The organism is Dethiosulfovibrio salsuginis (assembly GCF_900177735.1).
Classification (GTDB): domain Bacteria; phylum Synergistota; class Synergistia; order Synergistales; family Dethiosulfovibrionaceae; genus Dethiosulfovibrio; species Dethiosulfovibrio salsuginis.
In genome coordinates this window covers 1-23,194 of sequence record NZ_FXBB01000021.1, presented here as the reverse complement: position 1 = coordinate 23,194, position 23,194 = coordinate 1, and the positions used below count along the sequence as shown (strand labels likewise).

General features: G+C 53.2%; 23 protein-coding genes. 2 read left to right on the top strand and 21 right to left on the bottom strand.

All coding sequences use genetic code 11. The annotated features are described in order from the left end of the window. Positions 1-3: 3 nt before the first annotated feature. Together B9Y55_RS08490 and B9Y55_RS08485 are read right to left on the bottom strand one after the other, a co-directional pair. Positions 4-783: an undecaprenyl-diphosphate phosphatase gene (locus B9Y55_RS08490; RefSeq protein WP_085544928.1), complete on the bottom strand. Its 780-nt coding sequence runs from the start codon at positions 781-783 to the stop codon at positions 4-6. Next, on the bottom strand, positions 780-2,540 hold the full coding sequence (locus B9Y55_RS08485; protein WP_085544927.1) for a ribonuclease J: 1,761 nt from the start codon (positions 2,538-2,540) through the stop codon (positions 780-782). Before B9Y55_RS08485 ends, B9Y55_RS08490 begins: the two co-directional genes overlap by 4 nt. 141 nt (positions 2,541-2,681) lie before the next feature. Here B9Y55_RS08485 and greA point away from each other — a divergent pair, with 141 nt between their 5' ends. Next, on the top strand, positions 2,682-3,176 hold the full coding sequence (gene greA / locus B9Y55_RS08480; protein WP_085544926.1) for a transcription elongation factor GreA: 495 nt from the start codon (positions 2,682-2,684) through the stop codon (positions 3,174-3,176). 39 nt (positions 3,177-3,215) lie between these two features. Here greA and B9Y55_RS08475 read toward each other — a convergent pair whose 3' ends face one another. From B9Y55_RS08475 to B9Y55_RS08435, 9 genes are all read right to left on the bottom strand, one after another. Continuing rightward, entirely contained in the window at positions 3,216-4,934 is a 1,719-nt protein-coding gene (locus tag B9Y55_RS08475; protein WP_143340876.1) for an LPS-assembly protein LptD, read from the bottom strand. Continuing rightward, positions 4,916-5,452 (bottom strand): hypothetical protein, encoded by a 537-nt coding sequence (locus B9Y55_RS08470; protein WP_085544924.1) that lies wholly within the window; start codon positions 5,450-5,452, stop codon positions 4,916-4,918. The genes B9Y55_RS08475 and B9Y55_RS08470 overlap by 19 nt, the downstream gene beginning before the upstream one ends. Then, a complete protein-coding gene (locus tag B9Y55_RS08465; RefSeq protein ID WP_085544923.1) occupies positions 5,442-6,599 on the bottom strand; it encodes a hypothetical protein in 1,158 nt (385 codons plus the stop codon). Before B9Y55_RS08465 ends, B9Y55_RS08470 begins: the two co-directional genes overlap by 11 nt. 12 nt (positions 6,600-6,611) lie before the next feature. Next, entirely contained in the window at positions 6,612-7,070 is a 459-nt protein-coding gene (locus tag B9Y55_RS08460; RefSeq protein WP_085544922.1) for a hypothetical protein, read from the bottom strand. Beyond that, on the bottom strand, positions 7,067-8,077 hold the full coding sequence (locus B9Y55_RS08455; RefSeq protein ID WP_085544921.1) for a hypothetical protein: 1,011 nt from the start codon (positions 8,075-8,077) through the stop codon (positions 7,067-7,069). The genes B9Y55_RS08460 and B9Y55_RS08455 overlap by 4 nt, the downstream gene beginning before the upstream one ends. A 24-nt stretch (positions 8,078-8,101) precedes the next feature. Further along, positions 8,102-9,688: a CTP synthase gene (locus tag B9Y55_RS08450; RefSeq protein ID WP_085544920.1), complete on the bottom strand. Its 1,587-nt coding sequence runs from the start codon at positions 9,686-9,688 to the stop codon at positions 8,102-8,104. A gap of 98 nt (positions 9,689-9,786) precedes the next feature. After that, positions 9,787-11,253: a LysM peptidoglycan-binding domain-containing protein gene (locus B9Y55_RS08445; protein WP_085544919.1), complete on the bottom strand. Its 1,467-nt coding sequence runs from the start codon at positions 11,251-11,253 to the stop codon at positions 9,787-9,789. Positions 11,254-11,305: 52 nt separating this feature from the next. Beyond that, complete coding sequence (gene rho / locus B9Y55_RS08440; RefSeq protein WP_085544918.1) at positions 11,306-12,658, bottom strand: transcription termination factor Rho; 1,353 nt, start codon at positions 12,656-12,658, stop codon at positions 11,306-11,308. Between the two features lie 16 nt (positions 12,659-12,674). Beyond that, entirely contained in the window at positions 12,675-13,130 is a 456-nt protein-coding gene (locus B9Y55_RS08435; RefSeq protein WP_085544917.1) for a hypothetical protein, read from the bottom strand. Between the two features lie 180 nt (positions 13,131-13,310). Here B9Y55_RS08435 and B9Y55_RS08430 point away from each other — a divergent pair, with 180 nt between their 5' ends. Next, on the top strand, positions 13,311-13,790 hold the full coding sequence (locus B9Y55_RS08430) for an ECF transporter S component (protein WP_085544948.1): 480 nt from the start codon (positions 13,311-13,313) through the stop codon (positions 13,788-13,790). Here the strand turns inward: B9Y55_RS08430 and B9Y55_RS08425 are convergent. The 10 genes from B9Y55_RS08425 to B9Y55_RS13255 all read right to left on the bottom strand — a co-directional run. Next, positions 13,774-14,613 (bottom strand): glutamate cyclase domain-containing protein, encoded by an 840-nt coding sequence (locus B9Y55_RS08425; protein ID WP_085544916.1) that lies wholly within the window; start codon positions 14,611-14,613, stop codon positions 13,774-13,776. The genes B9Y55_RS08430 and B9Y55_RS08425 overlap by 17 nt on opposite strands. Continuing rightward, positions 14,610-15,569, bottom strand: coding sequence for a 6-phosphofructokinase (gene pfkA / locus B9Y55_RS08420; protein WP_085544915.1), 960 nt, complete (start codon positions 15,567-15,569; stop codon positions 14,610-14,612). The genes B9Y55_RS08425 and pfkA overlap by 4 nt, the downstream gene beginning before the upstream one ends. A gap of 58 nt (positions 15,570-15,627) precedes the next feature. After that, positions 15,628-16,236: a DUF4276 family protein gene (locus tag B9Y55_RS08415; protein WP_085544914.1), complete on the bottom strand. Its 609-nt coding sequence runs from the start codon at positions 16,234-16,236 to the stop codon at positions 15,628-15,630. Beyond that, positions 16,233-17,381, bottom strand: coding sequence for an AAA family ATPase (locus B9Y55_RS08410; protein ID WP_085544913.1), 1,149 nt, complete (start codon positions 17,379-17,381; stop codon positions 16,233-16,235). The genes B9Y55_RS08415 and B9Y55_RS08410 overlap by 4 nt, the downstream gene beginning before the upstream one ends. Positions 17,382-17,470: 89 nt before the next feature. After that, entirely contained in the window at positions 17,471-18,196 is a 726-nt protein-coding gene (locus B9Y55_RS08405; RefSeq protein ID WP_085544912.1) for a hypothetical protein, read from the bottom strand. A gap of 95 nt (positions 18,197-18,291) precedes the next feature. Next, the gene (locus B9Y55_RS08400; protein ID WP_085544911.1) at positions 18,292-19,815 is read right to left on the bottom strand and encodes an S-layer homology domain-containing protein; all 1,524 of its coding nucleotides are present in this window, start codon (positions 19,813-19,815) and stop codon (positions 18,292-18,294) included. 420 nt (positions 19,816-20,235) lie between these two features. Continuing rightward, positions 20,236-20,997 carry a glycosyltransferase family 2 protein gene (locus B9Y55_RS08395; protein WP_085544910.1) on the bottom strand — a complete coding sequence of 254 codons (762 nt, stop codon included), beginning with the start codon at positions 20,995-20,997 and terminating at the stop codon, positions 20,236-20,238. Further along, positions 20,990-21,916, bottom strand: a complete 927-nt coding sequence (locus tag B9Y55_RS08390; protein ID WP_085544909.1) for a glycosyltransferase family 2 protein — start codon at positions 21,914-21,916, stop codon at positions 20,990-20,992. The genes B9Y55_RS08395 and B9Y55_RS08390 overlap by 8 nt, the downstream gene beginning before the upstream one ends. Positions 21,917-21,921: 5 nt before the next feature. Next, entirely contained in the window at positions 21,922-22,809 is an 888-nt protein-coding gene (locus B9Y55_RS08385; protein WP_085544908.1) for an alpha-1,2-fucosyltransferase, read from the bottom strand. A 146-nt stretch (positions 22,810-22,955) separates the two neighbouring features. Continuing rightward, positions 22,956-23,194 (bottom strand): hypothetical protein (locus tag B9Y55_RS13255; RefSeq protein WP_159448291.1); only part of this gene is annotated, 239 nt, incomplete at its 5' end.

Below are 23,194 nucleotides of genomic sequence, written 5' to 3'. Positions count from 1 at the left end.
CGCTTACCTCCCGATAAACATGGCGATAAGGCCGACGGCCACACAGTAGAGGGCAAAACCTCTCCATCTCCCCAGCGTCACGACCTTGTGAAGCACCTTGAGGGCGAAGTACCCCGAGACCCCGGACGCAACCATTCCGACAAGCCAACCGGAGGGCATAGCCGCCGAGGAAACGTCCTTCAGCTCCAGAATTGTAGCCCCTAACACCGCAGGAAGGGACATCAGGAACGAAAGCCTGAAAGCCTCCTGAGGTGACAGGCCAGAAATCATCCCTGCCACTATGGTAGCCCCTGACCGGGATATCCCGGGGATAACCGCCAACCCCTGGGCCAGGCCCATAGGAAGGGCGTTAAACAGCCGAACCGCCCCGGTCCTAGGGGCCATCGAAGAAGCCAGGCAGAGAATCCCACCGGTGACCAGCAAAGCCACTCCACCCGCAAAAACGGAGGTGGATAGCCTCTCCACCAGGGGCTTTAGAGGTAGAGCCAAGGCGACGGTGATAGCCGTACCGGCTATCATAGCCCATCCGATATTCCATCCGGGAGTCTTTCGGCTATCCGGTCTGACCAGACCGGAAAACCACTGACCTCCCAGGTTAACCAGATCCTCCCTGAAATAGATCATAGTGGCTATCATAGTGGCGAAGTGAAGGGCGATATCGAAAGTAAGCATAGGCTCGGAGAAACCGAAAAAAGCCTGAGCCAGGGCAAGGTGGGCGGAACTACTGACCGGCAGAAACTCGGTCAATCCTTGCAAAAGGCCTAAAATAATCGACTGGATCATCTATCCATCACCGTTATCATCGGAATCACCTTAGGGCTCGATCCGGTATATTTTCTCAGAAGTTCCCTGCAACGGGAAACCACCTTGTTCTCCACTACCTCCAGATCTACTCCCTTCACGGTAGATGCCTTTTTCACCGTGTGTCTGACCGCATCGACGAACTCCCGTCTCATATTCTCCGCATCGCTTAGGTGCATAAAGCCACAGCTCTCGAATGTCGGATCGGAGAGAAGTTTAAATCTCTTATCCATAGTCAGAGAGACCACCATGACGCCCTCCTCGGCCAACACCTTTCTCTCCCTCATAACGCTGCTCTCCAGCTCACCGAAAGCCAAACCATCCACCAAAACAGCTCCAGCCTGGACCTTGCTCTTGGCGTGAGCCCCTTTGTCGGTGATGGTCAACACGTCGCCGTTATCCATGACGAAAGTATTTCTGCTCGGGACACCTACCTGTGAAGCCAGCTGGGCGTGACGAACCTGCATTCGATACTCCCCGTGGACCGGGACGAAGTAGGTCGGCCGAACCATAGAGAGCATGATCTTGAGCTCATCCCTCGACGCATGGCCTGAGACGTGGGTTCCGGAGTTCTTCTCGTAGATGACCTCGCACTTACAGCGGAAAAGCCTGTTCACCGTGTTGCTAACCATCTTTTCGTTCCCCGGTATAGGGGTGGCGAAGACGGCGACCACGTCCTTAGGGCCAAGCTTGACCCTGTGGTGCTCTCCTTTGCTCATAAGGACGAGGCCGGAGAAGGTCTCCCCCTGGCTTCCGGTGGTCACCAGGACTATACGATTAGGGGGATACTTGTCTATCTCCTGAAGGGGAACCATCATATCGTCCTCGACCTTCAGGTATCCCAGTCGCCTGGCCAGATCTACGTTGTTGAGCATGCTCCTACCGGCGAAGACGACTTTACGGTTGAACCGCCCTGCGGCGTCAACCACCTGCTGTATTCGGTGAAGGTTGCTGGAAAAGGAGGATATAACCATCCTCTTTGTCCGATGCTCCCTGAAAAGCCTCTCTAAAGTGACGGAAATAGTGCTCTCCGACTGGGTGAAGCCCTCTTTCTCCACGTTAGTGGAGTCGGACATCATAAGCAGAACGCCCTTTTTCCCGAGCTCGGCGAAGGCGTTGTAATCGGTCACCCTGCCGTCTACGGGGGTAGGATCAAGCTTAAAGTCTCCTGTATGGACCACCGTGCCAAGAGGGGTCTCCACCGCCAGGGCGACCCCATCGGGGATCGAGTGACACACCGCTATAAAGGACACGGAAAAACAGCCCGCCTTGACCGTATCTCCCGCCTTTATCTCCATAAACTTAGGCTTATAGTCCGGCCGAGCCTCGGAGAGCCTGTGGCTGGCCATGCCTAAAGTCAGCTTGGTCCCGTAGAGAGGGACATCGAGCCCCGGAAGCACAAAGGGCAGGGCTCCAACGTGATCCTCGTGACCGTGGGTCAGGAAAACACCTCTTATACGGGATTTATTGGCCTCCAGGTAGGAGGTATCGGGAATGACGAAATCGATCCCCAGCATCTCGTCGTCGGGAAACATCAGACCGCAGTCTATTATCATGATATCGTCTCCGAACTCCAGGAGATACATGTTCTTCCCTATCTCCCCAAGGCCGCCTAGAGGGATGAAACGTAAGGTGCCCTCTTTAGGTCTGGAAGCAGGTGCGGTCTTTTTACGTCTTCTGTTTCTGCTCTTCGGCTTGTTGACCGGAGAGACGCTGTTCTCTTGGTTTGTGTTATTCACGTCTATTTATTCCTCCATAAGTTCAAAAAAGTATCTAAGTTTTTCACCATAGCCGCAATCGGGGCGGATCGGATTGTGCCCGCCCCAGGTATCTGATAAAATTGCTGTTCAACGAACACAGTAACCAGGGAGGTTTCAGTCTTGAGCGATAAAGCAACCGTTAACGACGGAATCGATATGACAAAAGAAGGATATGATCGGCTCTATGAGGAGCTGAAATACCTCAGGAGCGAAGCTCGCTACGCCGTCGCCCAGAGGATTGAGGAGGCCCGATCCTTCGGAGACCTCAGCGAAAACGCAGAATACGCCGCCGCCAAGGACGAGCAGGCGAAGATGGAGAGCAGAATCCAGAGGCTGGAGACCCAGCTCAGCAAGGCCAAAATAATAGACTCCTCCACCTTGGACGGCAGCCACGTAGCCCTTGGCACCGCGGTAACCATAGAGGACAGTACCCTGAAGAAGAAATTCGTCTACTCCCTTGTAGGGTCGGAAGAGGCGGATCCAAAGAAAAACAGGATATCCTCCGCCAGCCCCGTCGGCCAGGCACTTATGGGCAAAAAGGTAGGCGACGAGATCCACGTCAAAGTCCCTAACGGCATAAGAAAGCTCCACATACTGGACATACAGGTGGTATAGCCAAAGAGGACCTGCCCTTAAGGGCAGGTCCTCTCCCTTTTACCTTCCTGGAAGACCTTCAGGCTCTCTGAAAGGATCCTCCAGCTCGTTATCCCCGAACTTGACCACGTTATCGGGAAAGGCAGTCAGGTTAAAGCTCAAGGACGCCCAGTTATCCCCTTCGTACCTATCGTCTCTGTAGGTCAGAACCCAGCTGTAACAGCAGTTTTTACGGTAAGTCAGCTGATAGGCCATCTCGTCTAAGGTGCTTTTTTTCAGAGAATAGGCCCCTCTCAGCTCCAGACGGAAGCTATCGGACAGGGAAAAGCCGAACTTCTGGTAGATAAGCTCTTCGTCGTCGTAATCGTCCCATGCGTCGGACTTATCGGTCTTTGTCAGGACGAAAGGGGACCTACCGCTCACCCATCGCCGAACGTAGGCTGTCCCCGCCTCAAATCCCGACGGAGAGCGGTACACCGCCCCTACAGTGGCGTCGGTCACCTTCTGGCGGTCCTCTCCTGCGGAGACGTCGTAACGGAAATCGGTATAGGAGAGCCGCCAGAAAGGCTCCCAGGTGGAGACGGGAGAATCTATCTTGCCGTAAATCTCCCCTCCTAGCCCCAGTCTCTCTATCTCCGGCAATCCCTTGCCGGTCTCCTCGTAACGGCCCCAAAGGGCCTTAAACCGAAAATACTCCCTAGGGCTGCCTTGAGAGATCTGCCACCAGGGAGACGAAAGCTCCATCTCGGGCATCCTCCATAAGGTCGTCTTGTAGGACGTCCCAGCTCTAAGCTCCTCTTTGAGGGCCTCCCTCTGGGTCCATCGGCCGTTAAAGGTCCACCCTTCGCTCTGGGCCACAAAGCCCCAGGAGGGCCTGTAGCTCTTCTCGTCGGAGGAGGACTCGTACTCCCAGACAGTCTCGCCGTAAATCCTTAGCCATGGACGGAGCTCCTGCTCCACCCTGGCACCCCACTCGAGGCCCTTTCTGGACCACCCCATAACGGTGATATCCAGAGTCCCCTTCTCCCACATAAAGGGACCGGAGAGCCCTAGGCCCGCCCCTTTGTCGGAGTCATAACCGACTTTAGGCATAAAAGAGGCACCGGAATCCCTTCTGTGGGCCTGAAGGTCAACAGGGTAATCGAAGGGATAGGTAAACAGCAGATGGTCACCTATGTAGACCTGAGGGGACTGGACCACCACCCTCTGGTCGGGTATCAGGACCAGCCTTTTAGCCCTGAGCCTATAGTGGGGATGAGGCTGTGGACAGGTGGTGACAGTGACCCCCTCCCACCGCCCGATGGTGGTATCCTCGGAGACCTTCCCCGTCTTTTTAGGAAGCCATCCCTTTACCCTGGCGGAGGCCACCGTAGCCACCTCCACCCGATCGCCTTTCAGATAGACCAAGCTCTCCGACTCCTCGATAGGCAGGGCGACGTCGGTCTCGTAGAGAACTCCCTCGTTTGAGGATATATCGAACTCCGCAGAACGGCCCTTTAAGACTTTCCCGCCGGAGATTATGGTAACCCCCCTAGATCCTGGAGAGGAGGCCCTGACCTTGTTGGTGTTGGTGTCCATCTCCAGGGTATCGGCGTACATCCTTATACCCTGATACCGTAGGGACGCACCCCCTTCGGCCACAGCCACACCTCGGGATTCGTCGAAGACCAGCTCCTCGGCGTCCAGAGTGGCCATGCTATCGTCGGACGCCCAAAGAGGGGTCCCCGCTAAAAACACGAAAAGGGCCATCGCCAATCCGACTACTCTACGTTCCACCACTCCATAACCCCTTCCTCCAGAAAAACCCTGCCGGAAGGATGAGCCTCTCCTCTCCGACCGCTAAGGCTGTATCTATCCCCGGAGACCTCCAGGCCATCGGGGAACATCCAGACATCCGACGAAGCGCCTCCCCAGGAGATCCGGGATGCCCTCCATAAAAAACTCTCTTCCCTCTCCTCAAAGGTTCCGTTACCGTCCTGAAGGTGTAGCCTATCGCCTTCCTCCAGATACTCCCCTGTAGGGGATCGCAAGGTCCACACCGAACCGTCGGGGCCCTTTCTCCTGCCCTCTATGCCCTCAAGGTCGCTGACGCCCAAGGTCCTCCTGACGGAATCGACCTCGAAAAGCCAAAGGTCCCCGGACAGCCCTCTCCTCAACGTAACATGATCCATCTCGACCACCATAGGGGGAGGATCGTCGTCGGTGAAATCGTCGAGGTTCAGATCGCCGATAAAGACCCACAGGAGCCCTCCAGCGGCCAGAAGAGAGACAATGATCCCCCAAGGCCTACCAGACAACGAAACTTCGCCCTTCCTCTCGGACGACGGAGAGAACCTCGCTCTGAAGGACCCTTATGAGGACCAATTTCTGGGCCACCGAAACCCTGACCCTTCCATCGTCTAACCACCTAAGTTTGTACCCATCGGAAAGACACCAACGGAGAGGGGATTTATTGGCCCTCTCGGAAAAAGCGGCAAGGCCCTCGGACCTGGCCGAAGGGGCTATCATGTCGAACATAGCCTCGGTCTCCCCTTTGGACCACAGATCCAGAAACTCCTCAACCACCGTCTCTTTGGAAAACACCAAAGAGCTATCGTCGGCCTCTAGCTCGTCGTCTTTTAGGATATCGTCGAGTTGCCTCGCGATATCTCCCGATATTCCCTCGAAGGGATTTTCCTCCACCACCGGGTCAGGAGGAGTCAGGACAGGCCCGGGACCGAGCCACGCAGGAGGCTCGGTATCCGACGGAGGTGGAAGGGGTTCGGGCTCCGGTGCCTTTGGCTCAGGCTCCTTTTTGGGCACCGAGGTCTTTCCACCTTTGGACGAAAGGACTGTCTCGGTCTCCACAGGGGGCAGCTCGACGATCCGGCTGACCACCTCAGTAGGAGCCTGAGCCACCGTATCGGAGATAACCGCCTTATCGAAGGCGAAAAGCTGCTCGGGGTAAACCCCTAACCCCTTGAAGACAAGGGAGAAGGCCCCCTGCTGTTTAGGAAAAAAGACCAGTCCCTGCACGACCCCTGATATAGGTTGATCCATCTTCTTCTCGTAAGAAAGAGGGGCTACCCTGTTGGCCCCGTCGGTGGTCAGAGACAGGTAGTCCCCCAACGGAGACAGAGAAAGAGGCTGAGGCCCAAAGTGATACACCGTCACCAAAAAAGGCTCCGCCGAGCCTATTCGCAGCTGCTCTTTGAAGGAGCGAAGGTACTCCTCCCTCTGGGAGGGCGAATACCCTCTGGCCTGGGCATCGGCGTCGACCCAAGGCTCGACCAGAGACTCGGGATAATGAACCACCCAGACCAGGCAATCTCTTCCCCAGTGAAAAGACGTATTTCGCTCAAGGATCCTGGTGGCCTCCTCAAGAGGAGAGCCAAAAACAGGGGAGACCGCCACCGTTATGACCAAAATCAAAGAGGCGAGAAAACCGGATCTGATTCCTCTCATCACGAAAACCTGTTAAAGCTTGAAGTCTATGACCGCAGAGACCCCTACGCCTTGCACTCTGACAAATCTCTGAAGCGGATTGACCGAGTCCACAGGCACCAATATCTTAACCCTGAAACGATCCCTGAAGGTGGTCTCTATGGCTGCTACCGCCTTTACCTTAGCCACCCCATCCTGTCTAGGTCCTGCAACCTGGGCGGCGCCTATTCTGGTTCCACTTCCTAAAGAAACGATAGGGACCACCTTAGTATGGCCCTCCACTTTGGCCCCTTTATTGAAGGTGATGGTGTTTATAAAATCGTTTATAGGGCCTGCTATCTGGTCTATTACAAAACCACCTACAGCCACACCGGCGACGTCTTTAAGGACATCGCCAAGATCGATTGCCATAGCGGGAGATCCGGCAAAAAGAGATCCCGAGAGCACCGCTACCGCCATAAAACGACCTATTTTTTTGCCTCTAGAGATCATAAACTATCCACCTCGCTTTTAGGTTTTTCGGTGTTCTGAGCCCCTACCACCTCTGTAGGCACTATAAGGCTCTGAAGTCCTTCAGGAACGGGGTAGGCCAAAGAGGAGGACTGCTGACCGACCTCCAGGTGAAATATGGTTCCCTCCGGTATTTCCTTGACATCTCCTCTGACCAGAAAGCCACCGGCAAGTCCCACCGGCCCCAACAAAAGGGCTCCTACAAGGCTTCCACCAGCTGCGGCTATCTGGGCCTTCTCCGCCTCGGCGGCCTTGACAGCTTCCTCTCCTACCATCAGGGGAACAGGGCCAAGAGAGGGGGGCAACAGCGTATCGAAGACAAAGGAGACCTCCCCTGGACGTCCAAAACTTCGTGGCTTCGACACCTTAGAGACCGTTCCCTGGGCTATAGATCCCTTAGGGGCCACAAGGTGGGTACCGATCACCAGGTCGGTTGTAAGGGTTCCTTTAACCTTATCCCCTACCGCCACGTTGGAAGGAGAGATCGTCCTGGATAGTGCCACCCTTACCACCGTACCCTGGGCGAGGCTTAGGTTTTCCCACCTCACCGGCTCGGTTATCAGAAGGCCAAGAAGCCTCTCCAACCTCATGGCCATAGGCCCCTCGCCCATAGCCTCTCCCTCGAGCTTCCGCTCCAGAGACCGCACCCTGTCGGTTACAGGCCGAGAGGGTTGGGACCGCTGTTCGGTGATCCACTCGGCGATAGCCAGCTTAAAAAGCAAAGATGGCTGGGTATCGCTGCCTTTTTCCAGAAAGTTCACCACCGCCGTCTGTCTCTCGGCGACAGTCCCAGGCAGTTCTCTGCCGAAAAGGGACTTTTCCAGGTCGCTCAGCCGAGAGATAAGCCCTCCGCTTTTAACCTCGCCGTAGACCACTTTTTCCATGTCGTCGAGCCTCTGAAAAGCGGGACTCTCGTCGGAAGCCTGGGACACCCCTACAAAGACGCAAAGGGCCAGACAAAGGGCAAAAAAACCGATAGACTTATACAAGACTCTACCCCTCCTAATACAGGATCAGAGAGCGGCCTTTATGAACCCCATAAAAAGCGGGTGAGGCCTCACAGGGCGGGACTTGAACTCGGGATGGAACTGAACCCCCACGTACCAGGGATGGTCCTCAAGCTCCACTACCTCCACCAGGTTCAGCTCCGAATATACACCGGCTACCTTAAGCCCTGCGCCCTCAAATCGCTCTCTGTACGCTCCGTTAAACTCGTAACGGTGACGGTGACGCTCCATAACGTGATCCACCCCGTAGGCGTCTCTGACCTTAGTGCCCTCGACGAGATCACATCTGTAGGCCCCTAACCTCATAGTACCGCCGAGATCTACCACACCCTGCTGATCCTCCATCAGGTGGATAACCGGATAGGCGGTGAACAGGTCCATCTCGGTGCTGTTGGCGCCCTCCAGACCGCAGACGTTTCTGGCGAACTCCATAACGGCGATCTGCAAACCGAGACATAGCCCCAGGTAGGGAACCTTGTTCTCCCTGGCGTATCTGGCGGCGGCTATCTTCCCCTCTATCCCTCGGGATCCAAAACCTCCAGGGACCAGTATAGCGTCTACCCCCTCGAGAAGGGCCTCGGCCCCTTTCGTCTCGATATCCTCCGCCTCTATCGGTATAAGTTCTATCTTAACATCGTTATGTATCCCAGCGTGGTAAAGGGCCTCTATAACGCTCAGATAGGCGTCTTTAAGGCCTACGTATTTTCCGACCATAGCCACCTTTACCGAGCCAGAGGGAGAGGCGAAACCATCTACCACCTTCCTCCAGTCGGAGAGATCGGGGTCGGGGCCAGCGTCGAGACCGAGCTTACCGAGGATCAGCTTATCGAATCCCTGGTCGTAAAGGCTGAAAGGAACCTGATATATGGTGGACGCATCTCTGGCCTCGGCGATCGAATCGGAGGACACGTTGCAGAAAAGGGCTATCTTTTCCTTCATGTCCTGAGGGACAGCCCTGTCGGACCGACAGACTATGACGTCCGGCTGGATACCTATCTTTCTGAGCTCCTGAACGCTGTGCTGAGTGGGCTTGGTCTTCAGCTCTCCAGCCGCCCCTATATAGGGCACCAGCGTCACGTGACAGTAGAGGATGTTCTCCCTGCCCACTTTGTTCCTAAGCTGCCTTATTGCCTCCAGAAAAGGCAAACCCTCTATATCCCCTACGGTTCCACCTATCTCGGCTATCACCACGTCGACCCCTTCGGAGGCCCTTAGAACGGCCTGCTGGATCTCGTCGGTGACGTGAGGGATAACCTGCACCGTCCCACCGAGATAGCCTCCCTTCCTCTCCCTGTCTATGACCCTGGAGTATATCTTTCCGGTGGTCAGGTTGTTGGCGGAGGAAAGGTCCTCGTCTATGAACCTCTCGTAGTGCCCCAGGTCCAGGTCGGTCTCCGCCCCGTCGTCGGTTACGAAAACCTCGCCGTGCTGGAAGGGGTTCATAGTCCCTGCGTCCACGTTGATATAGGGGTCCAGCTTGATTATGGAGACATTGAAACCCCTTTTTTTGAGCAATACACCGAGAGAAGCGGCGGTGATACCCTTTCCGAGAGAAGAAACCACTCCCCCTGTCACCAGGACGAACTTTGCCATATTATCTCACCATCCCAAAACAGATTAACGACAAAAGGGCATGACCGGTTATACCGACCCATGCCCGATTATACAGGAAACGACGGAAAACTTCGGCCTCAACGGAGATATTTGAGGGGATTATCCGGCTTATTATTCACCCGGACCTCGAAATGGAGGTGAGGACCGGTAGAGCGACCGCTGGTACCGACGCTTGCTATTACCGCACCGGCGGAGACCTTCTGTCCCTTTCTGACGTAAAGCTGCTGACAGTGGGCGTAGAGGGTGCTGTATTTGTTATCGTGCTTTATGACCACCACCCGGCCGTATGCTCCCATCCAGCCGGAGTGGACCACAGTACCGGCCTTAGCGGCCCTTATCTTAGTGTGACGGGCGCCTTTTATATCGACCCCTGTGTGGAAAGATCGACGCTTCGATAGGGGATGCCTTCTCCACCCGAAGGGGCTGTTAATACGGCCGACAACAGGCCAACGGAAGGAGCTGCTGGACCGACTCGATGCGGTAGTAGATCTTCCGCTAGAGCGGGAGGAGCCCTGTGCCACAGCCACCTGGCTGGCGCCGGGGAGGAAAAGCTCCTGACCTATGGACAGTCTCTTGGGATCGACACCGTTGATCTCTACTATTTTGTCAATATCTACCGAATATCTCGTCGAGATAGCCCCTAGGTTATCTCCCTTTTTGACCTTATAGAACAGGCCGTCCTGGTTAGGAACCTTAAGGGTTACACCGGGCTTCAGGCGATCGGGGTCTCTCAGATCGTTGGCACCGAAGAGAGTATCTATGGTGACGTTAAACTCGTTGGCGATGCTCCATAGACTGTCTCCGTTCTTCACGGTGTAAGTCTTTGTCTCCAGAGGAACCAGCTTGTTCTCTATGGCCAAACGCTCCTCCTTACGACGACGAACCTCGTCAAGAGTCACGTCTATATCGTCAGGGGTGTTAGGTATAAGGAGCACCTGACCGAGCGAAAGTCTGTCAGGATTGGTCAAACCGTTTGCCTTGGCGATCTGCTCCTGAGTTACCTTGGCGTTTTTTGCCAGGTCGAACAGGGTCTGACCGGACCGGACCGTATGCTCCACCCAGGCCACCGACACCTCGTCGAGGGTAACCCCCTCCAGAACGTCAACCTTCCCTGGAGACTGATCCTTCCGGGAGGAGGAGACTGTCCCACTGGAATCCCTTATATCGACCAGGGTCAGCCTTTTCTCCCTGTCCCCTTTATCCATCCTCTGGAGGAGGGAGGGCCTTTTAGGATCGTCGGGCAAAACCTCGTCTAGGATCAGGTCGCCCTCCTCGTACATAGGCTCGGAGAACAGAGGGCCTATTCCGGTGGGACCGGGATCACCGGAGTTATTCCTCATGGCCACAAAAGCACTGGACATATCAACTACGACAAAGCCCGAGGGAACCCCGTCGCCAGAATCGGAATCGATCGAATATCCCCATCCGTCCGACTCCGCCTGTCTACCGGCGGAAACGGCCAGAAAAACGCCGACACAAATGGACAGGCCTACGACCATAAAAAAGCCCGTATGCCACGAAGACCTAGAGTTTCTTCCGCTCAAAATTCACCACTCCCCCTTGGCGGTAAAGTCCGCCATTATTTAATTTTTTACATCAGGAAGATTTAATACCCTGCAAAAATTCCACGTTGCTAGCCGTCTTTCTCAGCCGTTCCATGATAAGGTTGAGAGCCCCTCCGTCGTCGACGTTGACCAGCTTCCGCCGAAGGACCCAGAGCTTCTGAAGGTCCTCCTCGGACATGAGGAGATCCTCCCGTCTGGTGCCAGAACGGCCTATATCCACCGCAGGGAACATCCTCTGCTCCGCCAGCTTTCTGGACAGATGGATCTCCATATTACCGGTGCCTTTGAACTCCTCGTAGATAACGTCGTCCATACGACTGCCGGTATCCACAAGGGCGGTCCCTATTATTGTAAGGCTTCCGCCTTCCTCTATGTTTCTGGCAGCGCCGAAAAACCTCTTAGGGAAATAAAGAGCTGCGGGGTCCATACCTCCCGAAAGGGTCCTCCCCGAAGGGGGCACCGTGAGGTTTGAGGCCCTGGCGAGACGGGTTATGGAGTCGAGAAGGAGCACCACGTCCTTTCCTGCCTCCACAAGCCGTTTTGCCTTCTCAAGGGCGAGGTTGGCAACCCTCATATGCTCTTCCGCAGGGCGATCGAAGGTCGAGGCGATTATCTCGCCGTCCACCGATCGGGATATGTCGGTTACCTCCTCAGGTCTCTCGTCTATGAGAAGGACCATCAGAATTATCTCAGGATGATTGGTGGTAACGGCGTTGGCTAGATCCTTGAGTATAGTGGTCTTACCCGCCTTAGGGGGAGACACGATCAAAGACCTCTGGCCCTTTCCTATAGGGGAAAAAAGGTCTATCAATCGGGTTGAGAGCCGACGGCTCTCGGTCTCCAGTGAAAGTCTCTGATCGGGGAAAATAGGGGTTAACTGCCCAAAATGGGGACGGCGTTTGGCGGCCTCTGGGTCGGTGAAGTTTACCACCTCGACCCGAAGCAACGCCTCGTAATGCTCCTGCTCCTTAGGGCGACGGACCATGCCCCATATGACGTCGCCGTTTCTGAGCCCAAAACGACGGATCTGAGACGCCGAGACGTATATATCGCCGTCGCTGGGAAGAAGGCCCTTAGGCCTCAAAAACCCGTAGCCCTCGGGAAGAATCTCAAGGGTTCCCCCACCGAACCGGGTGTTCATCTGCTTAGCCTGAGCTTCCAGTATAGCGATTATGAGGTCGTCTTTCCGCAAAGACGAAAAGCCTGTAAGATCCTCCTCCTTGGCGATCCGCTTGAGATCCACCAGGCTAAAGGACGCCAGTCGGCCGTAGGAATACCTAGGCCTAGGAGGAGACTTTCTCTCTTCCTCCTTAGGAGAATCGGAGACGACCCCGTTTTCTTCTAGCTCTATTTTTCTTTCCTCTTGATTTATTTCCTGGGTCATTCCGCGATTATTCCTCTCATTGTGAATTTGCCTTAGATTCGTCGCTTGGTTCGACGGAAAAGGCCATCTTTCTGGCCTTACGTTCGTTGACGTCTATCTGAACCGAATAGGATCCCACAGGGAGGGGCGATCCGTCCTCCCGCAGAATATAGAACATGCGATAGTTGCTCTCGTCGTCCAGTATCTGGATCTCCTCGTGGACAAGCTGTCCACGAAAAAACCAGCTGAAACGGACCATATCGTCGTCGCCGCCGCTGTAGCCTAAAAGCACACAGAGCTGCCTGACGCCGAACTCAAACCGATTCCCCACACCCCATGGGATAGCCGAATCGTCGACGTCGATGCACACCACAGCCTCATCAAGACGAAAGCTACCGAGATCCCCTCTGTAGCCGGTGATTACGACGAAGAAAATAGCGAAAAAGAGTATGGTAGAGAAGGAGAAGAGAGCAAAGGATTTTTTAGACTTCAAGGGCGAAACACCACTCTCCGAAGGACTGGTCCAAAGAGGAGGGACAAGGCCTAAATCTGGACCGGGCCAGAACTACAAACCAACCCTATAATATAGGGCACAAAGCACAGTGTGATAGTACCAGAAACTTAAGGGATAAGGCAAGGGCAACAGGACTTTTTTATGGAAAGGACGATGTATATGACCGATAAGAGGACGAAAAAAACGGTTTTAGCCGCACTTGCCGCCGCCATGGTGACCGGGGCAACCATCCTCAGCGTCCCCGTTCCGGGGTTTCGGCTCTACTTCAACTTGGGGGAGGGAATCATCTACACCGTGGCTATACTGTGGGGGGCTAAACACGGGGCTGTGGCAGGGGGATTGGGAGCGGCCCTAGCGGACCTCATACTTGGATATCCCATCTGGGCCCCTATCACTCTGCTCATAAAGGGCCTTGAGGGATATGTGGTCGGAACCCTGGCCCCTAGGGGCAGGTTAAAGGCCATGATCGCCGGAGCTGCGGTCATGGCCACAGGTTACACCCTATCCGCAGGGCTTCTGTACGGCTGGGCCGCCGCACCGGTGGAGCTGGTCACCGACTTTGTCCAGACGGGAGTCGGAATAGCCATAGCCCTCCCTCTTTCCTCTCTGCTGGAAAGCAAGCTCAAACCGGTGCTGTAAGCCGACGGATATCCTCTCCGATAGCCATCTGATCCTCCAGGGGAAAGCCGTCCACCGACGGACTCCCCAGGAGGGTCACCCCGTCCACCGCCCCTTCGGCGACCTCCGCCTCTATCATAGCCCTGATCTCCTCGCCGGAGACGCCACACCAGAGGCCTGACTCCATGGATAGGAGCCCTGCAAGGGCGTAGCCTCCCCAGTCTGACACGTCCACCGGAATAGCCACGTCGGAGGAAACCACCGAAAGGCAGGAGCCGTAACCCGGCAGAATTCGAGACAACCCCTCAAAGAGCTTTCCCATTCCCGCCTCGTTGCCACCGTCTCCGACGGAGATGGACTTTATCCCCCTTTGAGACGCCAAGAGCAACCCCTCGTCCAGTGGGACAACGGTGGAGGTTATAGCCTGGCCTCTCATGTTGTAATATTCCCCGTCCTCCGCCCTGCCCAGCCTCTCTATATAGACCAACAGATCGGGCCCCCAGTCCAGAACCTCAGGACCGGAAACAGCCACCGACACAGGAGGTCCTCCGATCGCCGAGGAAGCCCCCTGGACCACCGAAAAACATGAACTATCTGTCCAGAGTGACACTTCCTTTCCGCACAGGAGTAAGGCCCTAGCCAAGGCGACCGCCCCACCGGGGCCGTCGGTCTCAGGCACTCCCGCTGAGGGTATGAAAAACCCCGTCACCACCCCAACCCTGCTTGCCCCGCTTAAAAGCTCCAGGGCACGGGACAACATATCCCACCGACAGAGCCTGGAAGGCCCTCTCCCTGGCCGGTCGGACGCCACCAGGGAGATCAGCGATTCACATACGTCCTTCATATGCTCAGCTTGTCCACCAATTCGACAAGCTCGGGGTTTAGGGGCTTTCTGCCCTCCCAGGAGGATTTCAGAGGGGATGCCTTCATGCCGTGGCACACCGTCCCCACCATAATGCCTCTATCCCCCTCTAACAGCCTCTCGACGGCGAAAGAGCCCAACCTGGACGCCAGAATGGTGTCGAAGGAAGTCGGCGAACCTCCCCTCTGGATATAGCCCAGCACGGTGACCTTGGCGTCGTATCCTCCGGTATCCTGAAGCCTGGCCTTCATCTCCACCGCCGACATAGCCCCTTCGGCGACGATGATGAGGGAGTGCTGTTTGCCCGACTTTCGGGACTGGTGGAGCCGATCGCACAGAAAACCTATATCGAACTTACGCTCCGGCACGACAACGAACTCCGCGCCGCTTGCCACCGCCACGTTTAAGGCCAAAAACCCCGCCTCTCTGCCCATAACCTCGACTATAAACAGCCTGTCGTGGCTGGAGGCGGTGTCCCTCAGCTTCTTGACCGCCTCGAGGGCGGTGTTTAAGGCGGTGTCGTAACCGATGGTCTCGTCGGTGCCCACGACGTCGTTGTCGATGGTGCCGGGGATCCCCACCACAGGGACACCACGCCTGTGGAGCTCCCAGGCCCCCTTAAAGGACCCATCTCCCCCTATTACCACCAGACCGTCTATCTCCGCCTTCTCCATGGAGGATATGGCCGCAAGAAGGCCCTCCTCGGTCTTGAACCTCTCGCTCCTGGCGGTGCGGAGGACCGTTCCGCCTCGGTGGATAATGCCCCCGACGTCTCTAGGCTCGAGCCTCTGAAAGGCACCGTCCATAAGCCCCTCGTAGCCCTGTAAGACTCCGTAAACCTCCAGCTTCCTGTAAATAGCGGTACGGACCACCGCCCTGATGGCGGCGTTCATTCCGGGGGCATCGCCCCCGCTGGTGAGAACTGCGATTCGTCGCATACAAACCCCTCCCAACGAAAAAGACTCTAGCCTATTGTATCACGGTGAAGAAACGAAACTACAGGGCCTGCCCACCACAAAGCTCGATAATCCTGTTGACCAGTTTTTTTAGCTCAGGACATCTCTCGATAGATACGGATAGATCGTTATCCTTAAGAATCCTCGCTGCATCTCTAGTTTTAGAATAGCTGCGGCTTTTCCCCGCTTCAAAGATTTCCTTTATACACTCAGCAGGAGGTTTTCCATGATTAACCAACTCTGGAGTGGCAGAAGGAGCCCCTCTGTCATGTTTAGCCAAGGATTGAATGGTCTTCCAATAGGGCAACAGCCAAGCCTCAAAATCGTGCTGAGCGGCATGAGGAAAGAATCTAGGCTCCTTACCTACCCATATTCTCATTTTTTCCTTAGCATCCTCGGCATCCTTAAAATCAGGGGGATTGGAACCTGTGTAAACGTCGGTAAGAGCGATGACATAATCCGCAGGACGACGATCTCTTAAGAGCTTATCCACCAAATTCTTTAGCTTATCGCCCTTTGGGATTCTGCCATCGTAGCTCAGAGGCTCAATTTTAGGCATGCGATTGGGGATCTTGTCCTTTAAAAACTCCCTGAGGTGAGGCAAAAAGACCTTTTCCGTCTTTCCCTCAACTATTATAACGATCTTCATGGACGACCACCTATGCGACCCATTCTCCAAAGCTCGTCCAGGGAGTAGTCCTCAAGCCAATCGCCAAGCTCCAGGGAATCCCCCCAGGCCGGAACAGCTAACCCGTCCTCGTCCAGATCCATCACTAAAACCTCTTCAGGTTTCATGAACCTTACAAACCGATCGGAGTGGGTCGCCACGACAAGTTGGGTCTTTTTTGAGGCCTCTCTCATTAGTTCGGACAGAAGACCCAATAACTCGGGATGTAAGCTGGTCTCTGGCTCATCTATCATAGTGATATATGAAAGTTTGGGACTGTGAAGAAGGGCCACCAGCCAGAGAAAACGCAAAGTCCCCTCTGAAAGCTCGTTCATGTAGATTGGCTTTGTAAAGTCCCTATCCTTCCAGGTCATAGTAAGCATACCTGCCGCTACAGGTGGAAAACTGAATCCCTCAAGGCCGGGGAAAGCCGCTCTCATGGAATCGACCACCGATTCAAACCTATCCGAGTCGCTTTCCCTCAGATAATAGAGAAAAGGAACTAGGTCCTCGCCGTTTTCCCCTGGATGAAGGGCTGGTCTCATAGACTGAGGAAGTTTGACCGGAGATCTGCCCCCTACGTCAAGTACATGATATCTGTTTGCGGTAGCGAGAATAGTCCTTAACTCCTCAGGTTGACGGAACATCCTGGGAACCTGGGAGAGAGATGTCTCCAGGGTGTCGTAATCCCAGTCCGGTTTGACCAGGTTTCTGCCTTCAACCTCGTAATACTTTATATCCCCAGGATGAGAACAAATATGCTTGAAAGGCTCTGAGAACTGTTCATTTTTCTGGACTAGGTTTTCCCCTGCTATGGAATAGCCGACCCCTTTAGACTCCAAGGTCAGATCGTACTGGATGGGGTTTCGTCCCTCTACCTCCATATGGGCGGCAAAGGACAGCTCCTTTGCCCTGCCTCTCGTCAAAAGGCTCTCGATACCTCCCATATCGGAGAGATTCCTGTTGAGCTTCCCGGAGGCAGAGGCGGAAAAAAGGGACAGACCGTCTAGAAAAGAGGTCTTCCCCACACCGTTGGCCCCGATAAGGACCATAAGGGGCCTCATCTCGACTTCAAAACTGTGTAGACGTCTAAAGCCATCTATTTTTATATTGGTTATAAGGCTCAAAGCGAAAAACTCCTCTCAAGAAGATAGCCGACCCCATTCTACCACGGGCAAAGAAAAAAGCCCCCAGTTCAAGCTGGGAGCTTCGATGATCAGTTGCTCTGGAGTTCGGTTATTCTGGACTGGATGGTGGAGAGCTCTGTGTCCAACTCGTCCAACTGCTTCTGGATCTCGGCCCTCTGGCCCTTCAGGTTCCCCAGACGGATTATGAGGCGGTCGAGCTCAAGGCGGTCGGCGGCCTTGCCTGTCGAGAGGGCCTTTCCTGGATTATCGTTTCTGATATCCCAAAGAAACTCTACCCTTTTACCCATAGTTACAGGTGTGGCCGTATCCCTGAGTATCACCTTTATCATTCCTTTTTTTAAGATAGGCTGACCGGTTTCTTCATCGTAACGAGGAAAATAGACAAAGCCATCCCTGGAGTCGCTTATCTTAAAATTGAAACGCCTATCGTATTCAGCTGGCTTATACCTCTTGCTACCTACATAAAGATCTATCTGATCGTCAAAAGGAGCCAATCGAATGGCAGGTCCGTTGTTCTTGAAGGAGACAAAAACAGGTATAAACTCATCTAACTTTAGGGTTTTAAGAAGAGTGTACTTGTAATTCTCAACCTCGTCAGCAGTCCACAGATTTTTCGAGGCTTCCTCCTGAATCAACTGTTCTATGTATTCTTCCGCATAGTAGGTCATCTCTATGGTTACGCTGGAGTCTAGATCGTTTCGATACTCTTTTTTCTGATGCCATCCCGTATTTGAAGCAAACGAGACATTTGAGAGCAGAACTAGAAACATTATCGCCAATAGAAACCTTCGCATTCTCCCATCTCCTCCTGCAAGTTAGGACTATCCTACAGAAAACGGGAGGATCGGTCAAGACCGATCCTCCCGTTTGAAGGAACAATTTTCCTGAATTAGAATCTCAGGTGAGTACGGAAACGAACTACGCTGTCGTCGGTAAGAGCAGCACCAGCGTCGTTAACTTCTCTATCAAGGGACTCGTAGGCAAGCTCGAAGGAAAGAGCAGGAGTGTAATAGTACTTGGCTCCGAGAGTCCAGAGCTTCTGATCGTTGTTGCTGTTATCCTGCTCAGCTTTGACGTAACGGGCAAAGGTGGTCCACTTATCGTTCCACTTCTGCTCCGCCTTGATGGCCCAGACGGTGCGATCGTTAACATCACTGAAAGTCTCTTTTACAACATCGTATCCGTAGTCACCGTAAGGACTGTTGGCAAGGGCAAAGTTGGCATCAAGCTTAGCGTACTCCAACCACAGGCTGGTGAACTTAAGGGCATCCTGCTTCACGTCAAGGATAGCCTTCCAAGCCTTGGGACTATCGTCGATACCGGCCGGGGCAGCCACTGCGTAGTCGTAAGCCTGCATGAAGTAAGCACCCTTGAAAGCGATGGAAGGAGTGAAGTTAACTCCGAAGTTAGCCCAGAAAACAGACACTTTATCCGTCGTTCCAGCGGCAAGGGTATTGATTGCCGGATAGTCGTAATCACGGACAATCCCGTTAAGAGCAAAATTGAACTGCTCGTTGAAGTTGAACTTCACACGAAGACCGTAGTTCTGGGAATCACGATCACGAGTACCACCAATTAAACGATCAGCGGTAGTAGCATCATTACGACCAACAAAGGCAGCAAACTCACCCATACCAAATGCCTTGGAAAGATAGAAACCCTTTGTGGTGAAGTCGGTGAACCAAGCATCATCCATGGTGTAAAGGCCGTCGTCGCCCTCCCAATCGGTGAGCCAGAGACCGGCCATCATGTCGACGCCCCAGAACATGTCTTTCACGTCGATATAATAACGCTGCCAAACAACAGCATCGGTGCCACTATCAGCAGCACCAGTAGTAGCATCCCAGAGGACAGAATCGGCTTTCCCAAGACGAGCGATAAAGGTGATCTTGTCGTCGACCTTCTTGCTCATCCAAAGACGATACTTACCGAGGGTGTAGTCAGCATCTCCACGGGTGTAAGCACCTGGATCGACGGCAGACGCAGTGTTTTTATCACCGTATTTTACGTCGAACTCGAACTCACCCCAGAACTTCCAGCCGCCGATGTTCTCCTCAAGGACCGCTACACGGCTGTCGATCTTGTCGACTTTTACGCCGAGGGCGTCAAGCTCGTCTTTGAACTCGACTACGAGGCGCTTAAGCATCTCGACATCCTGCTTGCTGGCCTTCTCCATGTCGATGACGGCCATGCCACGAGCGATGACGGAAGCCATCTCGTAACGGGTGATGGGCTGGTTGCCCTTGTAGGTGCCGTCGGGATAACCGGAAAGGATACCGCGAGCGGCGAGCTGGCCTACTGCATCATAGGCCCAGTGGTTCATGGGAACGTCCATGAACGGGTTGGCTGCGAAAGCGGGAGCGGCAAAAGCCACAAGAGCCACTACAGCCAGAAGAGCACAAAATTTCTTCATGTTGTTTAACCCCCTTGGTTAAGTGTTTTTATATCGCTCGACTCATAGGGGATCGGAAAGACCTTCGCTCGGGAAGTTTCCACGTTTCCTTCTCCAACTGGGATCTCTCGTCCCTTTACGAACCGATGCGTTTTCTCAAATCGCTCCTTCCTTTTTGGCTGGGGGTCGTGCACCTCCTTTCTTTGCCATCGGGATATCGTCGCGATCATCGAAACTGTTGAATCCAAAGGTCAAGTTGTCAATGTCCTTCGTCCGGGGTCTAAAGCCCCTCAAGGAGCATTATAGCATCCATTTCCCAGGACGCAAGGGCTGATTTTCGGTTTTTGCGGTACAATGCCCCGGCAAAGATAAAGCAAGAGGAGGCTAAAACAATGGCATATCGGGTATTGTTCTGTTCCGACGCCTTATTGAATACTCCCACTAGTCAGCATGTTTATCTCTCTCGTAGCTCTTAGCGAACTTCAAAAATCGAGCGTAAGAGAGGTTTACCGAGTCGATGTACCCCCAAAATCCATGGAGAAACCTTCGGTGAATGAAAAAGTATCTTATAAAGTTCAGGTTTATGGCGAACACCATACGCCAAGGAGAGTATTTCTTACCGGATAAAGAGGCCGCAACAGCCTGCTCCTCGGAATAGGAGTTGTATTTATCGAGAGCTTGCCTGATCGAGGTAACAGAACGGTGTAGAATAAAGCCTTTGAGCAATCCTACCTTTGCATTTTTGTCCAGAAGAGCTACCCTATCCCAGGTCAGGGTATCCCCCATTTTAGCGACACCCTTTCGGTATAGCCTTATGACCTTATAGTGCCTTACCCATGGGTTGGGCTTATTCTGACCGGGATATATATCGGAAATTCTGAGGCGATAGGCATCGTGTTTTCCCAGCTGAATAGCGGACAGTATCTCTTTTGCCAGAGCAGGGCTAACCTCTTCGTCTGCATCTAGATTCATGAGCCAGTCACCGGAACAGATATTCTCGGCGTATTTCTTCTGAGATGAGTAATTATCCCACTCCCGGAAAAAAACCTTGGCACCAAAGGACTTAGCTATCTCCACAGTTCCATCGGAGCTTCCAGAGTCAACTACGATTATCTCATCGGCTATGCCAGAGAGGGCTTTCAGCGCTATCGGCAAACGAAGCTCTTCGTTTAAGGTGATCATATAAACGGACAACCTAGCCATCTTTAAGCACCTCCTTTGTCGCCATCGTTAATCCCCTCCACGTATCTTTCAATCCATATTCTCTGAGATTTCTCTTAGTCAGTCTCAAAAACGTCCATAAAAATAGCAATCTGCCTAAAACAGGGGATTCTTCCGAGGTGGTCTTCATCAGAAGATACCTGTTGTAGTAAAGGGTTGCCGCCTTTTGCCAGGATCCGGAGATTCGGTCGGTCAGTTTAGGGCGGTGGATAACCATGCCTCTATCGGCAATCAGCAGAGGAGCCTTAAACTTTTTAAAGACCCTGTAGGAAAACTCTATGTCCTCGCACATAGCGTAGGGAGTGAAAGTCTCAAGTTTTTCGTTAAAGCTCATGCTGTCAAAAACCTCTCGCCGAAAAGCCATAGAGCAACCGCTTAGCCACTGAGCTGGACCGGGAGGAGCGGAGATCCCTTTGGCAGAGCCGGATAGGGAGACGGTCCTTTTTTTTCTGTAGCCGACGAGGCCGTAAAAGGAGTCCTTCAAGGAAGGCTGAGATTCTCTGTATTCCGATCCGATGGGGATGTCTTTGACCGTCAGCCCCACACCCATACAACGAGGGTTCTTCTTAAAACACTCCTTTATGGCATCGATACCGTCGAGAGACACCTCACTATCGTCATCTATAAAAAACAGTATTTTGCCTATAGCAGCCTTGATAGAGTCATTTCGCTGTTTGGTCATTCCAGGCCTGGTAGCCTTAAAATACGAAAAGCTAATCCCTTTCGATTCAAAGAGTAGCTTTTGTTCCTCAATTAGGCTAAGCGTAGATTCATCCTCCGTGGCATCCCATACGATTATCTCGAAGGAATCTCCACGTGCTTTCTGTGCAAGAAGAGAGGGCAAAGAGATTTCTCTTAAAGCCTCTGCTCTGTTTTTAGTGACTATAACGACCGATATCATTTGTATCACGTCCAAATCTTTGTCCAGTTGTCTGGAATGATATTACTAGAATCCATTTTTCTAAACCAGCGACCTGGGGCTATCGTCACAGTAGAACTTTCCTGACCGAGCCAAGCTCCCCACCAGCTAAAAGAGCTGTTTGCAACTACATGATGATCGCAACAGGACATGAGAGCAAGTTCCTCGTAGTCCTTCAGGTCTTGGCCTGAAACGTAAACCGTATTGTCGCCCAAACATAGATTATCTCTAACCCACACAGGGTCGTCGGTAAAAACGTAAAAGACAAGATCATCGGAGATAGCATTAAGGATCTCTTTCGATCTCACGTAGTATTCAATGGGGAGAACACCGTGAACTCTGTTCGCAGAGCTATCGGTAACGTAGTCCCCTCTTCTGACGTGGACACTGACGGATGGGCTGGACTCGCTCAATATTCGTTTTTTCCAAGTCAGGAAGGCGGCGGACTCCTCCATGAGTCTAAAATCGGACCTTATAACCTCTGAGTGTCTAGAAAAATACTTTTCAGACTGCCAATATCCATCCACAAAAAGATGACTAGGCTTTTCAGATAGCATTTCACATAGGGGAACAAGGGCTGGAGGGAAGGGCTCGACGAGAACTTCAGGCATATTCTTATCCATTCCCCATACGCCCCACCTCCTGAGTTTTCTAGTCATCTTGACCTTAAATCTCGTGCTAGTGCTGAGATAGCAACCAAAAGGGGTATTTTTAGCTAAACTATAAAGACCAAGAGAAAAAGGCCGACTATCACTTCCAAAATCGGATATATCAAGCTTTAGGTCAAGACCAAGATCCAACGCCAAAGCTCGACCAAAGGCACATTGAAACATCTGGTTACCAAGGCCGCCACAACATTTAATTATTATACTCACACAACCCACACCCAACCTAGCTTAATTAGCTACTTAACTCTTAGGCATTTCAGAAAATAACGCTAGCCCATAGCTGGTAACTTAGTTACGTAAGACTTGATGTTTCACGGGTATCATTTGCGTCAACGGAATTTTATGTTCTTTGCTTAATGGTTTTCTTTAAGGTACACCTTCTCCAGAGGAAGCTTATGGTCCTTTCGCCATGGGTATTCCTTCCCAGCAAAGGAGAACTTGAGCAGGTTATCCATGTAGTCCACAAAAAAGCCTTGGTGGTGTAGTACCAACTGGACCAGCGATGGGGCGATGAACTTGAAGTGCTCGGCGTATATCAATGGTCCCATGGCCTTGACGCTCTTTGCCTCTTCTTCGGGAGCGTGGTTTTCTA

What these genes read in the sequence shown, in the direction of transcription:
- pfkA (WP_085544915.1), bottom strand. Translation starts at nt 15,569, where the DNA reads ATGCGACGAATCGCAGTTCTCACCAGCGGGGGCGATGCCCCCGGAATG.
- B9Y55_RS08415 (WP_085544914.1), bottom strand. Translation starts at nt 16,236, where the DNA reads ATGAAGATCGTTATAATAGTTGAGGGAAAGACGGAAAAGGTCTTTTTG.
- B9Y55_RS08430 (WP_085544948.1), top strand. Translation starts at nt 13,311, where the DNA reads ATGACCGATAAGAGGACGAAAAAAACGGTTTTAGCCGCACTTGCCGCC.
- B9Y55_RS08460 (WP_085544922.1), bottom strand. Translation starts at nt 7,070, where the DNA reads ATGATCTCTAGAGGCAAAAAAATAGGTCGTTTTATGGCGGTAGCGGTG.
- B9Y55_RS08405 (WP_085544912.1), bottom strand. Translation starts at nt 18,196, where the DNA reads ATGCGAAGGTTTCTATTGGCGATAATGTTTCTAGTTCTGCTCTCAAAT.
- B9Y55_RS08425 (WP_085544916.1), bottom strand. Translation starts at nt 14,613, where the DNA reads ATGAAGGACGTATGTGAATCGCTGATCTCCCTGGTGGCGTCCGACCGG.
- rho (WP_085544918.1), bottom strand. Translation starts at nt 12,658, where the DNA reads ATGACCCAGGAAATAAATCAAGAGGAAAGAAAAATAGAGCTAGAAGAA.
- B9Y55_RS08390 (WP_085544909.1), bottom strand. Translation starts at nt 21,916, where the DNA reads ATGATATCGGTCGTTATAGTCACTAAAAACAGAGCAGAGGCTTTAAGA.
- B9Y55_RS08400 (WP_085544911.1), bottom strand. Translation starts at nt 19,815, where the DNA reads ATGAAGAAATTTTGTGCTCTTCTGGCTGTAGTGGCTCTTGTGGCTTTT.
- B9Y55_RS08395 (WP_085544910.1), bottom strand. Translation starts at nt 20,997, where the DNA reads ATGGCTAGGTTGTCCGTTTATATGATCACCTTAAACGAAGAGCTTCGT.
- B9Y55_RS08465 (WP_085544923.1), bottom strand. Translation starts at nt 6,599, where the DNA reads ATGAGAGGAATCAGATCCGGTTTTCTCGCCTCTTTGATTTTGGTCATA.
- B9Y55_RS08490 (WP_085544928.1), bottom strand. Translation starts at nt 783, where the DNA reads ATGATCCAGTCGATTATTTTAGGCCTTTTGCAAGGATTGACCGAGTTT.
- B9Y55_RS08450 (WP_085544920.1), bottom strand. Translation starts at nt 9,688, where the DNA reads ATGGCAAAGTTCGTCCTGGTGACAGGGGGAGTGGTTTCTTCTCTCGGA.